The sequence below is a fragment of the Microvirga medicaginis genome, assembly GCF_052658925.1.
On the sequence record NZ_JBQWEL010000007.1, the window covers coordinates 116,208 to 128,577 of the forward strand.

Below are 12,370 nucleotides of genomic sequence, written 5' to 3' on the forward strand. Positions count from 1 at the left end.
GAGAGGATGGAAGCGCAATGGCCAGAATATTCGTGACGGGCGGTAGCGGCTTCATCGGAGCCGCTATTGCGGAAAACCTTGCCCGGCGTGGGGACGAGATTGCTGCCTTCGACATAGCCGAGGGCCCTGCACTGAAGCGGTTGCGGGAGCAGTATCGGAACGTGTCCTTCTTCCCCGGCGAGCTGACCGAATGGCCGCAACTTGCCGAGGCGATGAAGGCGTCCCGACCCGATGCCGTGATTCACTGTGCCGCTGTCGTCGGGATCGTCAATTCCCTGACAAGTCCGCTCTACACGATGCGCGTGAATGTGGAGGGCTCACTGAACGTGCTTTCCGCCATGCGCCTGTTGGATGTGCCGCGCATGATCAATCTCTCTTCGGAGGAGGTCTATGGCCCCTTCCAGGCTGACACGATCGACGAGGGACACCCTTGTTTTCCGGTGCAGCCCTATGGCATCTCGAAATTTGCCGTGGAGCAACTCGCCAGGGACTTTGCTCGTGCCAACGGGAAGACGGTCATCAATATCCGGACATGCTGGGTCTATGGACCCGAGCTTCCGCGTCCGCGGATTCCGAAGACGTTCCTGGATGCGGCAATCGAAGGGCGCAGGCTGCACGTGGCAGGCGGCGCGGATTACCGGGTTGATCAGATCTATATCGACGATCTCGTGCAGGGTATCGTCAAGGCCCTCGATCATCGTGAGCACGAGCACGACACGTATCACATCACAACCGGAGTGGCTTTGAGTCTTGGTGAGATGGTCGAGATCATCCGCGAACTTGTCCCTGGAGCGGATATCGCGATCTCGGCGGGTGACTACGAGGTCGCACCTGGCATCGTTGCCGTGCGCAAAGGGGCGCTGGATTGCAACCGCGCCCATAAGGCTTTCGGCTATCTGCCGCGCTTCTCGATGCGCGACGGGTTTGCTGCTTATATCGCGGCAAAGCGGTCATCCTGATCTGACGTGGGGTCGGGCCGATGAGCGAGAAGACATACGATGTGGTTGTCGTGGGGGCCGGCGCGGCCGGGCTCACGGCAGCAGCCGTGGCGGCTGCGGAGAAAGGCCGCGTCGCTCTCCTCGAAGCGACGCCGTTGATCGGCGGAACGAGCGCCATTTCCGGCGGAATGGTGTGGATGCCGGCCAATCCCAAGCAGAAGGGCGATACGATCGCTGCGGCGCGGACCTACCTGCGCGAAACCGCTTTCGGTCTTGAAAACGAGAGCGTGCGGGAAGCGTTTCTCGCGCGGGCAGGGGAGGCGGTCGAGTATCTCGAAAGCAAGACGTCACTGAAATTCCAGCCCGTTCCCGTCTATCCCGATTATTATCCGAATCTTCCCGGCGCCACGTCCGGCGGCCGCGTGCTTGAGGCGCAGCCCTTCGACGGGGCAGAGCTGGGAGAGAAGTTCGCCCTGTTGCGGCCGCCTCTTCCGGAATTCACCTTGTTCGGCGGCATGATGATCAGCCGCGCGGACATTCCGCATTTGCGCAACGTGTTTCGGCGGCCGGCATCGACGTGGAAAGTCATGAAGCTCCTCGCGCGCTATGCCAGGCAGCGGATGACGGCACCGCGCGGGACGACCCTCTATCTGGGCAATGCGCTGACGGGGCGGCTGTTCAAATCGGTACTCGAAATGGGCGTTCATATCCGCCTTGGCACCGCCGTCGAACGGCTGATCGTCGAGGAGGGCCGCGTCTGCGGTGTCGAGATCGGTTGCCGAGATGGAGAAAGAGCGAAGCTGAGAGCCAAGGCCGTGATCTTGGCGAGTGGCGGCTTCTCTCACGATCTGGATCTTCGTAAGGCACATTTGCCTCCGGCAGCGCAGGCAGTCTCGGCGACGATTTCCTCCGGAGCGGCATCAGGTGCGAGTTTGGCACGCGCCGTGGGTGGACGCATTGACGAGCGTGCCGCCAATCGCGCCTTCTGGGTGCCGGCATCGCGTTTCATGCGCAAGGACGGTACGCAAGGCGTGTTCCCGCATACAGTCACTGATCGCGGAAAGCCGGGACTCATCGCAGTGGGTCGCAACGGCAGGCGCTTCGTGAACGAGGCCCGCTCCTACCATGAATTCGTACTGGCCATGCTGCGCCAACCCGACAGCGCCATTCCCGCCTATCTGATCTGCGACAGCGGCTTCCTCTGGAAATACGGTTTGGGCCGCATCAAGCCGTTCAGCCTATCCTGCAAGAACGATATTGCGAGTGGCTATCTTTATCGTGCGGAGACGATCACGGAGCTTGCAGACAAGCTCCGCCTGCCGCCGCAGGCGCTGCAGGACACTATCAATGCATATAATGCGAAAGCAGAGATAGGAGAGGATCCCGAGTTCGGCCGGGGAGGAGACATCTACCAGAGACATCTGGGCGATGCAGACGTCAGGCCCAATCCTTGCGTTGCGCCGATCCGCAAACCGCCCTATTACGCAGTCGCCGTCTATCCGGCGGATCTCGGTACAGCTGCCGGCCTGAGAACGGATGCACGGGCTCGGGTCCTCATGGAGGATGGTACACCGATCCCTGGTCTCTACGCTTGCGGCAACGATATGAATTCGGTGATGAATGGGGCCTATCCCGGCCCCGGAATCACCTTGGGTCCCGCTCTGACATTTGGCTATGTGGCGGCAAGAGACGCGGCGGCACTGCCATGATGGCCGGTCAAGACATGGCGGCGGAATTATCGCCGCCGCTCCAGGATCCGCAACAATCCGTCGAAGCCGAGCAGATAAGAATCGGTGCCGAAGCCAAGCACCAAGCCCTCGCACATTTCCGCCGTCACTGTCTGAAGGCCGCCCGTAATGGAGCGGTGCGTGATATGAACTTCCACATAGGGCAGGGTCGGTTTAACGGCGGCGAGGCAGTCGCGCAGGGCGAAGCCGGCATATTGGAAACCGGCGGGATTCATGAGCAATCCGTCCATACCTTCATTGTTAGCGCGATAGATCCGATTGATCGCTTCACCTTCGATGTTGGTGTAGAAGATCTCGAGATCCACGCCACGCTCGGCCGCGTAGGCGCTCATCATGGCGTCGACTTCCGTTGCAGTCGTGGTGCCGTAGCGCTCAGGCTCCCGACGCCCGAGATAATTCATGTTGGCGCCTTGAAGCATCAGGATTTTCCAGCGTTTCGTTGCCTGCATCGTGGCCCTCGTCATGATATTGCGGTTTGGGATGGTGAGGTGCGGAAAGGACGCGCATCCATTCGCCCCGTAGATATCTCAATATTCTACATTGACATAAGACAGTTCACATAGCGAAATGTCAAAAGTTATTCAGAAGGCAGGGGAGTAGGGACATGAGCGAGCCGAAGGCTGTAATCCGCAATATCGCTGAAGTGCCGTGGAAGGAGTTTCCCGGTCATCATGGTGGGGCACTATCAAAGCCTCTCGTCGACCTGGAGGGACTCGGGGCGCAGCAGATCGATCATCGGATCTCCTCGTACGCTCCCATGGCCTATGTCGCGCGCCACAAGCACAAGGTGCAGGAGCAAATCTATCACGTGCTTTCGGGCGAGGGACTGTTCGAGCATGGCGATGTGAAGCAGGTCGTGCGTGCGCACGACGTCGTATTCATTCCGCCAGGTGTCGAGCATGCCTTCTATAACACTGGCCTGGAAAACCTCGTGTTCCTGGTGATCACGTCGCCCATCTATGACGAGTGATCAACGCCTCACGGAATTCGGAAAAGAGGAATCATGCCTTTTTTGATGTAACGGGGGATGAGATGGCACTCCTGGTCACTGGCGCGACAGGGCATGTGGGACTGACCGTCGTCAGGCTTGCGGTGAAAGCCGGGATGGACGTGGTTGCTCAGCACCGCTCGCCCGTCCCGCAGGCGATCGTCGATCAGCTCGGAGGAAGCGTTCGATGGGTGCATTGCGCTCTCGACGACCCGTTCTCTCTCGCTGCTGTGACTTCGGCGCACGACATCGACGGCTGTGTTCATACGGCGGCGGTGCCGAACGATCGGGTAGCGCATGCCATTCCGTGGGAGACGGTGCAAACCAATGCGACTGCGACGGCCGCGCTGCTGGAACTGGCGCGGCTTCGGAGCTGGCGGCGCTTCATCTATGTGAGCACAGGATCGGTCTTCCAGAAGGATATGCGTCTCGACGAGCCTCTTATCGAGGATCATTCCCTTTCTCCATCCACTCTTTATGGCTCCACGAAGGCTGCCGGCGAATTGTTTGTCGGAATGTATCGTAAGCAATATGGTCTCTCGGCGGCGACGGTGCGGATCTCCTTTGTTTACGGTCCGCCGCTGGTTCCCGCCGAGCGCGATCTTCCACGAGGGCCTGTCGTCGCCTTCCTGCGCGAGGCTGTTCTGGGCATTCCGATTCGGGAGGCCGGCGGCGGCGACTTCGCAGCGAGTTTCACGCATGTGGACGATGTGGCGTCGGGGCTGCTCGCAGCCTACAATGCGCCGACCCTCAATTACGATATCTATCATCTCGGGCACGGCCGGAATTGGACAACCTATGAGGTGGCCGAGGCTGTCAGGGCCGCGGTGCCTGGCGCCGTCGTCGAGGTCGGGCCTGGGACCATGCCATGGACCACCTACAACCGGATGCGCGGACCGCTCGCAGGCACGCGCCTGAAGGACGATACAGGCTATAAGCCCTCGCTGCCGCTGACCGAGGGCGTCGCCGCTTTTGCGGCCTGGATGAAGGACAATGTGGAACTCCTTCAACGGTGATGACACAGCTTCATCGAGGGCCTGTTGAAACGAGAAAAGGGGGACGCATCGTCTCTCAAGAGGAAAAGTCATGAAATACGAAAATGTCTTGGTCACTGGCGCAGGCGGGCTTCTCGGTCAGGCGATCGTACGGGAACTGACAGGACGTTGCCGGGTCACCGGCTTCGATTTGAAGCAGGGAAGCGCGCCTATTAACTGGCGCGTCGGCAATCTTACCGATCCCGCTGCCGTAGCGGATGCCGTGAAAGGACAGGATGCGATCATCCAGGTCGCCGCTATCCCGAACATCTGGTCGGGCACCGGCGAGACGACCATGAAGGTGAATGTCGTCGGTCTCTACTTGCTCCTTGCCGCGGCAGAGGACGCGGGCGTCAAGCGGGTCGTGATCTGCTCGAGTGATTCCGTGGTCGGCTTTACGGTGCGTGAGGGGGCAATGCACTCTCCGGAATACCTGCCAGTCGATTTGGACCACCCTCTCAACGCAACCGATCCATATGGCCTCAGCAAGCTGCTCGGCGAGGATTTGGGCCGCAGCTTTGCCTTGCGAGGCAAGATGGAAGTGATCGTGCTGCGTCCCGTCTTCGTAGCCTATCCGGAAATGTACGGCGAGATCCGTGCGCGATCTATGTCGCCCGAGACTTACAAGGGCACTCCGGCCGGCGGCCCATCCTCTGCGGGCGGCGGTCCTTGCTGGCATCATGTGGACCCGCGTGACGCAGCCCGCGCATTCCGCCTCGCGCTCGAGATGAAATATACCGGCTTCGACCGCTTCTTCGTTTCCGCCAATGTGACGCTTTCGCCCGAACCCACCCTTGAGCGGCTCGCGCGGGTGCTCGGCCGGCTGCCGGAAGTCCGCCGTCCTGAAATCTACGAGCAGAATCCCTTCGCGCCTCTCTACGATCTGACGCGGAGCCGTGAGGTGCTCGGGTTCGATGCGCAATACGATGCCCGCGCCGTGTCGCTGCTGAAGGAAGCCGTCTGAACGGTCTTTCCACTCGGACAAGCGAAAGGAGCACAATGACAATGACTGAGCAGCGTTTCTTACCTGTAGACCTCTCCGGCAAGCGCGTTGTCGTAACAGCCGGTGCCGCAGGCATCGGCCGCGTCATCGCCGAGGGATTTCTGACTGCCGGAGCGCGTGTCCATGTCTGCGATGTGGCGCTGGAGGCGATTGATGAAATCAAGACGGACATTCCGGAGATCTCGGCAAGCCGCACGGATGTCTCCGATCCCGCAGCCGTCAACGCCATGTTCGATGAGGTGGAGCGCCGGTTCGGCGGCCTCGACATCCTCGTGAACAATGCCGGCATTGCGGGGCCAACGGGTGGTATCACCGATGTCAGCGCCGAGGCGCTGCGGGAAACCCTTGCCATCGATGTCGAGAGCATGTTTCACTGTGCCAAGCGGGCCGTGCCGCTGATGCGCAGGGAAGGCTCCGGGCACGTGGTCAACCTTGCTTCCGTAGCCGGGCGCCTGTCCTATCCGAACCGTACACCCTATGCCGCCGCGAAATGGGGGGTGATCGGCTTCACCAAGAGTCTCGCGATGGAAGTCGGACGTGATGGGATCCGCGTCAATGCGATCTTGCCGGGCCACGTCAACACGACACGGTTCTCAGGCCTCGTGGAGCGCCGCGCCGCAGCTTTGGGGATGACTCCCGGGGACATGGAGCGGAGGGTGCTGGATCCCGTTGCCCTCGGGATGAAGGTGGAGCGCGAGGATATCGCCAACATGGCCCTGTATCTTTGCTCCCCGTTCGGCATGGCAATCTCCGGCCAAGCCATCAGCGTCTGCGGCGGAGTGGAAATGATGGGGTGGAAATAGGCTATAATCGCCTTTCTTTGAATGATGGCGGCAGGGCAAGGCGATCAGTCGCATTATTTTGGAAGGAACCTCCCACTATTTCGCAACATGGCATATGGAGTTCCACCTAAACGCCCCTTATAACGATGAAAAGCCTCCGCTCTGCCAAGGCTGCGCGCCAAAACACCTGCTGAGGCTTTTCCAGTGATCGAATTGGAGTTCACAACATGGCACAGACCTCGTCCGTTCAAGAGCCTGTGAAACTTGATAATGATACGAGCAAGGAGCGGAGCGGAGTCCAGTCGATTGAGCGCGCCTTTGCCATTTTGAGCCATATTGCCCAGCACCAGGAAGGGATCAGTCTTGCGGAGCTGTCCAAATGCGTGGGGCTGCACACAAGCACCACCTTCCACCTTGTCCGCACAATGGTTGAACTCGGGGTGGTTAGGCAGGCCAAAGCGACCAAGCGCTACCACCTAGGGCGCACTATTTTCAGCTTGGCGGCCAGCTCCTCGAGCGAGGTCGACCTGATTGCGACCGCAACGCCCTTCCTCGAAGAATTGGCGCGGGAGAGCGGCGAGAGCAGCCACTTGGCGCTGCGCTCCGGCAATGATGTAGTCATTGCGGCTAGGGTGGCGGGGACAGGGGCCTTCCAACTCGTCGAGCGCGCGGGCGGACTTCGTCCAGCTCATTGCACGGGACTTGGCAAGGTGCTCCTGGCCGCGATGCCGGAGGCCCAATTCGAGTCGTATTTGGCGAGCGCCGAATTGCAGGTTTGGACCCCGAAAACAATTACAGATCCCACGCAGCTTCGTGCCGAGATCGAGCGCGTGAGGCAGTCCGGCGTCGGGTTCGATGATGCGGAGTTCAACGACGAAGTGCGCTGTGTCGCTGCTCCCATCTACGATTTCACCGGGCAGGCTGTCGGGGCGGTCGGTGTGTCCGGCCCCATCTGGCGCATGAACCTCCAGAGGATGGACCTAATCACGCAACGCGTCCGGACAACGGCGGCTGAATTGTCGGAGGAACTGGGTTATCGGCGGCCGGCCTGATCGAACAGGACGAGCAGCGATGGAGAAGTCGCTGCCCTTCTTTCTTTCCATGAGACGGCATCGCGCGCTAACTTTGCTTCCGCAACATGAAATTATGCGGAACCTGCCAACAAGGGCCAATAAGGCGGTTGCCTTTTCTTGATTTGGTAGCTTAACTCACATCATCGCAAAACGGGGTGTGACAATGGACACTGAGCAGCGCGGGATACTGGCGATCTGGCATGATATCATTCCCGATTACACCTCGAAGGTTCTTGCCTGGTATAATGCTGAGCACCATTTCGAGCGGCTGGCTGTTCCCGGCTTCATCAGCGTCCGGCGCTATCATGCCGTCCAGGGCAGTCCTGCCCTCTTCATTCGCTACGTAACGCAGAATGTTGGCGTCCTCTCCTCAGAGGAATATCTCGTGCGTCTCAACAATCCGACGCCATGGACGCTGCAATCTCAACCACGCTTCCTCAACAATTCACGCACTGTCTGCGTGCGGAAGAGCCGTGTAGGCCAAGCCGAGGGTGGCTATGCCGTCACCATGCGCATCGATGCGCAGCGGGACGAGGCCGCCCCCAACGATTGGAATTGGAAGACTGTGTCGGACATTCTCATAAACAAAGACAGCGTCGTTGGTGTCGAGCTCTGGGAGGCCGACCGTGAACGCTCAACGATTGCGACGAGGGAAAAGCAGTTGCGCGGAGGCGAGGATCGCTATGTCGGCTCCGTCATCGTCGTGCATGCGACCGACCGCGACGGCGCCGACGCGGCTTTGAATACGCTGCTCTCCGTCTTGCCTGAAGACATCTCGAAAAATGCGCAGACCGGAATCTATGCGCTCGCTTTCCTTGCGCAAAATTCAGCATTGTAAATTGACATTTGCGATTGTGAGATGTCTATTGTCTCCCAACGATCGGGGACGGAGGTCAAGATGCGTGTCGCTGCTTTCGGGACAGGGTTCTTCAGTAACTATCACTACGATAGCTGGAGCCGGATCCCTGGCGTCGAACTGGTTGGCATCTGTGTCCACTCCAACACCGCCCGCGCTGAGGAATTCGCCGGTCGCTATGGAGCAAAGGCGGTCTTTACCAACCCCGAGGAGATGCTCGATACGACCAAGCCGGATCTAGTCGACATCATCACGACCCCTGAAAGCCACGCGGCCCTCGTCAAGCTTGCAGCAGCGCGGAATATTCCCATCATCTGTCAGAAGCCGCTCGCGCCAACCTTCGAGGAGGCACGAGCCTTGGTGGAGACAGCGGGGCGCACAGGCACCCTCATCGTTGCACATGAGAACTGGCGCTTCCGTCCGTGGAACCGCGAGGCCGGTCGCCTGCTGCGCGACGGCGTGATCGGCGAGCCTTACAACGTACTCTTCAGAATGCGCCCCGGCGACGGGCAGGGACCTTCCGCTTATCTGGACCGGCAGCCTTATTTTCAAAAGATGCCGCGCTTCCTCATCCATGAAACCGGGATTCATACCATCGATGTGTTCCGCTATCTCATGGGGGAGGTCACCGGGGTCTTCGCTCATCTGCGCCGTCTCAATCCAGCGATTGCCGGTGAGGATTCCGGCTATGTGACGTTCAGCTTCGCTTCGGGTGCGGCCGGCGTTTTCGACGGCAACCGGCTTCTCGACTTCGAGGCCGAGAACCCGCGTCTCACCATGGGAGAGTTGCTGATCGAGGGCTCGGACGGGAGCCTGCGCGTTGACGGCTTCGGCAGGATTAAGCTCCGCAGGCGCGGCAGCGCTGAGACGGAACACACCTATTCCTGGGAGAACAAAGGATATGCGGGCGACTCCGTCCATGCTCTGCAGGAGCATGTGGTGCGCCATCTCCGGGAAGGAACGCCGGTCGAGAACGTAGCATCCGAATATCTGGAAGCTCTACGCATCGAAGAAGCGATCTACCGCTCGCATGCCGAGCGCCGGTGGATCGATCTTGTGCGCTAAGAATACAACTTACGAATATCGGGAGGATAGACGAAATGGGCTATAAGAAGGTTGTCGTGACAGGGGGCAGCGGGCGCCTGGGCCGCTTCGTGGTGGATCGTCTGAAAGACAAGTATGAGATCACCGTTATCGATGTGAGGCCGTCGGACGTGCCGGGTGTCGCCTACCAGAGTGTGGACATTACGGATCTTGCAGGATTGACCGAGGCCTTTCAGGGTGTGGACGCTGTGATCCATCTCGCAGCCGTTCCGAACCCGAGGACGAGCAGCCCTGAGATTTGTTTTCGCGTTAACACGCAGGGCACATGGGCCGTGCTTCAGGCGGCCGAGGATGCCGGCGTGAAGCGGGCCGTCGTCGCCTCGAGCGATTCCGCGACGGGCCTGCACTACAACCCTAAGAACTGGGCGCCTCAGTACCTGCCTGTCGACGAGAAGCATCCGATCCGGCCTAGCGAAGTCTATTCACTCTCGAAGGAGGTGACGGAGTCCATCTCCAAGTGCTTCTCCGCGCGCGGCAAGTTGGAGGTTCTCGTCATCCGCCCCGGTCACATCGTGTTCGAGCCCGAATATCCGGAACTGCGGGAACGCGGCTCGGACGTGCACAATTATCATTTCTGGGGATACGTCGCGCCGCAGGACGTGGCACAGGGACTTCAGTTGGCTCTGGAGCATCCTGATGGTAGCTATGATTGCTTCTTCATTGGAGCTGCCGATGGGTTGAACGAGCGACCGACGCTGGAGATATACGAGGAGCGCCTTGGCAAGGTGCCGGAAATTCGCCGCGACGTTTATTCCAGAAACCCCAGAGCCGGTGTGTTCGACATCACCCATGCTCGAGAGAAACTCGGATACGAGCCGCAATTTACGTGGCGTGATTTTGCCGTTCGCTAGGCAGTTGCGAATTTCGCTCTTTCGTTCCCGCACTCCACCGATCGGATCGCTTTTCCATGACTGACCCTGCCAAGATCTTCGCCGTCAACACCTATTCCTATACGTTCGATATGTCTGCCGCCGAATGCATCCGGCATCTCGCCCAGCAGGGTTATCCCGGCTTCGAGCTCATGATGTATCCCGGCCATCTCTGGCCCTCGGAGGCTGATACTTCGACGAAGCGCGACGTCATTCGAGCCTGCGAGGAGAGCGGCACGCGGATCGTATCGCTCAATATGCCCAACATCGATCTCAACATCGTCGGCGCTTCGCCGCAGATGCGTGAGTATTCGCTGGGCCTCCTGTCTCAGTTCGTCGCGCTCGCAGGCGATCTGGGGGCTCCCGCCATCGTCATCGGCCCTGGAAAGGCCAACCCACTCTTCGCGCCGAGCCGCGAGTTCCTCGTCGGGCATTTCTTCAAGGCGCTCGATCATCTCTATCCCATCGCGAAGAAGAGCGGGGTGCGCCTCCTCGTCGAGAACATGCCCTTCGCCTTCCTGCCCGACGCGCAGTCGCTCGTGCAGACTCTCGATGAATACGGAAATGACGATATCGGTATCATCTATGACGTCGCCAACGGCCATTTCATCGGCGAGGACCCATGCCAGGGCTTGAGGACGGTGAAGAAGCGACTCGGCCTCGTGCACTTTTCCGATACCGGAAAGTCCGTCTACCGGCACGATGCGGTGGGTCTCGGCGATGTTCCCTTCGCTGCCGTGCCTCCGGTGCTGGAGGAAATCGGCTATTCCGAGCTGCCGGTCCTCGAGGTCATCTCGCGAAATCCGGACATGGACACGATTGACAGCGCGAGAAAACTTGCCGCTCTCGGTTATAAGGCAGGGAGCTGATCCATGGTCCGTAGGAGCGCTCTCGTCGTCGGGCCGACCGGTGCCATCGGCTCTTCGCTGGTAGCGGCCATGGCGCGCCAGGGCGACTGGGCAATCCACGGAATATCGCGCTCGGCGCCCCTGCGGGAGTCCGGTTTCATTCATCTTGCCGCTGATCTTCTCGACGGGGTATCGGTCCGGCGAGCGATCTCCCAGGCAGGGCCGATCACCCACGTCTTCTATGCCGCCCGCGCGCCGCATGGGGAGGGCGGGATCGAGGATGTCGAGTCCAATGTGCGGATGCTGGTGAATGTGGTCGAAGCGGCCGAGGCGCATTCATCGGAGCTGGCCCATGTCCATCTCGTCGAGGGCACGAAATGGTATGGCGTGCATCTCGGTCCCCATCGTACTCCGACGCAGGAGGACGACCCCAGGCATATGCCGCCCAACTTCTATTACGACCAGGAGGACGCGCTTGCCGCCTTGCAGCGCGGGAAGCGGTGGACCTGGTCGGCCTGCCGGCCGAATGTCGTGTGTGATTTCGCGCCGTCACGAGCACGCAACCTCACGACCATCATTGCCGCTTATGCTGCCATCTGCCGTGAGCTGTCGGTTCCCTTCGATTTTCCGGGAACCGTATTGGGCTATGACACACTGACGGAAGTGACGGACGGCAATCATCTTGCGGAGGCGATCCTCTGGTTGTCGACCAGGGTGGAAGGAGCTAACTGCGCCTTCAACATCACGAATGGCGACGCCTTTCGCTGGCGCTACATGTGGCCACGTCTTGCCGACATGCTCGGCGTCAAATGCGGCGAGCCACGGGATATCCGTCTTGCATCGTGGATGCAGGACAAGGGCCCTGTCTGGGATCGGATCGTCGCGCGGCACGGGCTTCAGCGGCGCCCGTTGGAATCAGTGGCGTTGTGGGCGTTCGGCGATTTCGTGTTCCGGCAGGACTGGGACCTGCTTTCCAGCCTGACGCGTCTTCGTCAGACCGGCTTCGCGGGGTCGGTGGATTCCGCACAGATGTTCCAAAAGCAATTCGAGGCTTACCGCAAAGCCGGAATATTGCCCGGCTGCGAGTGAAGTTTTGCGGGCGATACCGCCAGTTACATACTGCAGGA

At 60.0% G+C, this 12,370-nt stretch carries 13 protein-coding genes; 12 read left to right on the forward strand and 1 reads right to left on the reverse strand.

Annotated features, from left to right (window positions below; all coding sequences use genetic code 11):
• The first annotated feature begins 17 nt into the window (after positions 1-17).
• Positions 18-959 carry an NAD-dependent epimerase/dehydratase family protein gene (locus ACUXUR_RS11495; protein ID WP_445502482.1) on the forward strand — a complete coding sequence of 314 codons (942 nt, stop codon included), beginning with the start codon at positions 18-20 and terminating at the stop codon, positions 957-959.
• A 20-nt stretch (positions 960-979) separates the two neighbouring features.
• Positions 980-2,647 carry an FAD-dependent oxidoreductase gene (locus ACUXUR_RS11500; protein WP_445502483.1) on the forward strand — a complete coding sequence of 556 codons (1,668 nt, stop codon included), beginning with the start codon at positions 980-982 and terminating at the stop codon, positions 2,645-2,647.
• 26 nt (positions 2,648-2,673) lie between these two features.
• On the opposite strand, the gene ACUXUR_RS11505 is transcribed toward ACUXUR_RS11500, so the two are convergent.
• The gene (locus tag ACUXUR_RS11505; protein WP_445502484.1) at positions 2,674-3,135 is read right to left on the reverse strand and encodes a type II 3-dehydroquinate dehydratase; all 462 of its coding nucleotides are present in this window, start codon (positions 3,133-3,135) and stop codon (positions 2,674-2,676) included.
• 155 nt (positions 3,136-3,290) lie between these two features.
• Here ACUXUR_RS11505 and ACUXUR_RS11510 point away from each other — a divergent pair, with 155 nt between their 5' ends.
• From ACUXUR_RS11510 to ACUXUR_RS11555, 10 genes are all read left to right on the forward strand, one after another.
• The gene (locus ACUXUR_RS11510; protein ID WP_445502485.1) at positions 3,291-3,656 is read left to right on the forward strand and encodes a cupin domain-containing protein; all 366 of its coding nucleotides are present in this window, start codon (positions 3,291-3,293) and stop codon (positions 3,654-3,656) included.
• Positions 3,657-3,718: 62 nt separating this feature from the next.
• A complete protein-coding gene (locus ACUXUR_RS11515; protein WP_445502486.1) occupies positions 3,719-4,690 on the forward strand; it encodes an NAD-dependent epimerase/dehydratase family protein in 972 nt (323 codons plus the stop codon).
• A 70-nt stretch (positions 4,691-4,760) separates the two neighbouring features.
• On the forward strand, positions 4,761-5,672 hold the full coding sequence (locus ACUXUR_RS11520; RefSeq protein ID WP_445502487.1) for an NAD-dependent epimerase/dehydratase family protein: 912 nt from the start codon (positions 4,761-4,763) through the stop codon (positions 5,670-5,672).
• Positions 5,673-5,713: 41 nt separating this feature from the next.
• The gene (locus tag ACUXUR_RS11525; protein WP_445502488.1) at positions 5,714-6,514 is read left to right on the forward strand and encodes an SDR family oxidoreductase; all 801 of its coding nucleotides are present in this window, start codon (positions 5,714-5,716) and stop codon (positions 6,512-6,514) included.
• A 206-nt stretch (positions 6,515-6,720) separates the two neighbouring features.
• Positions 6,721-7,545, forward strand: a complete 825-nt coding sequence (locus tag ACUXUR_RS11530) for an IclR family transcriptional regulator (protein ID WP_445502489.1) — start codon at positions 6,721-6,723, stop codon at positions 7,543-7,545.
• A gap of 184 nt (positions 7,546-7,729) precedes the next feature.
• Positions 7,730-8,404 carry a hypothetical protein gene (locus ACUXUR_RS11535; RefSeq protein ID WP_445502490.1) on the forward strand — a complete coding sequence of 225 codons (675 nt, stop codon included), beginning with the start codon at positions 7,730-7,732 and terminating at the stop codon, positions 8,402-8,404.
• Positions 8,405-8,464: 60 nt separating this feature from the next.
• A complete protein-coding gene (locus tag ACUXUR_RS11540) occupies positions 8,465-9,487 on the forward strand; it encodes a Gfo/Idh/MocA family protein (protein WP_445502491.1) in 1,023 nt (340 codons plus the stop codon).
• A gap of 35 nt (positions 9,488-9,522) precedes the next feature.
• Positions 9,523-10,377, forward strand: a complete 855-nt coding sequence (locus ACUXUR_RS11545; protein ID WP_445502492.1) for an NAD-dependent epimerase/dehydratase family protein — start codon at positions 9,523-9,525, stop codon at positions 10,375-10,377.
• Positions 10,378-10,433: 56 nt separating this feature from the next.
• Entirely contained in the window at positions 10,434-11,264 is an 831-nt protein-coding gene (locus ACUXUR_RS11550) for a sugar phosphate isomerase/epimerase family protein (RefSeq protein ID WP_445502493.1), read from the forward strand.
• A gap of 3 nt (positions 11,265-11,267) precedes the next feature.
• Positions 11,268-12,332, forward strand: coding sequence for an SDR family oxidoreductase (locus ACUXUR_RS11555; protein WP_445502494.1), 1,065 nt, complete (start codon positions 11,268-11,270; stop codon positions 12,330-12,332).
• The last annotated feature ends 38 nt before the right edge of the window (positions 12,333-12,370 follow it).

Coding starts and splice junctions, on each gene's coding strand:
- ACUXUR_RS11550 (WP_445502493.1), top strand. CDS start 10,434: ATGACTGACCCTGCCAAGATCTTCGCCGTCAACACCTATTCCTATACG.
- ACUXUR_RS11510 (WP_445502485.1), top strand. CDS start 3,291: ATGAGCGAGCCGAAGGCTGTAATCCGCAATATCGCTGAAGTGCCGTGG.
- ACUXUR_RS11495 (WP_445502482.1), top strand. CDS start 18: ATGGCCAGAATATTCGTGACGGGCGGTAGCGGCTTCATCGGAGCCGCT.
- ACUXUR_RS11540 (WP_445502491.1), top strand. CDS start 8,465: ATGCGTGTCGCTGCTTTCGGGACAGGGTTCTTCAGTAACTATCACTAC.
- ACUXUR_RS11515 (WP_445502486.1), top strand. CDS start 3,719: ATGGCACTCCTGGTCACTGGCGCGACAGGGCATGTGGGACTGACCGTC.
- ACUXUR_RS11535 (WP_445502490.1), top strand. CDS start 7,730: ATGGACACTGAGCAGCGCGGGATACTGGCGATCTGGCATGATATCATT.
- ACUXUR_RS11520 (WP_445502487.1), top strand. CDS start 4,761: ATGAAATACGAAAATGTCTTGGTCACTGGCGCAGGCGGGCTTCTCGGT.
- ACUXUR_RS11525 (WP_445502488.1), top strand. CDS start 5,714: ATGACTGAGCAGCGTTTCTTACCTGTAGACCTCTCCGGCAAGCGCGTT.
- ACUXUR_RS11545 (WP_445502492.1), top strand. CDS start 9,523: ATGGGCTATAAGAAGGTTGTCGTGACAGGGGGCAGCGGGCGCCTGGGC.
- ACUXUR_RS11555 (WP_445502494.1), top strand. CDS start 11,268: ATGGTCCGTAGGAGCGCTCTCGTCGTCGGGCCGACCGGTGCCATCGGC.
- ACUXUR_RS11530 (WP_445502489.1), top strand. CDS start 6,721: ATGGCACAGACCTCGTCCGTTCAAGAGCCTGTGAAACTTGATAATGAT.
- ACUXUR_RS11505 (WP_445502484.1), bottom strand. CDS start 3,135: ATGCAGGCAACGAAACGCTGGAAAATCCTGATGCTTCAAGGCGCCAAC.
- ACUXUR_RS11500 (WP_445502483.1), top strand. CDS start 980: ATGAGCGAGAAGACATACGATGTGGTTGTCGTGGGGGCCGGCGCGGCC.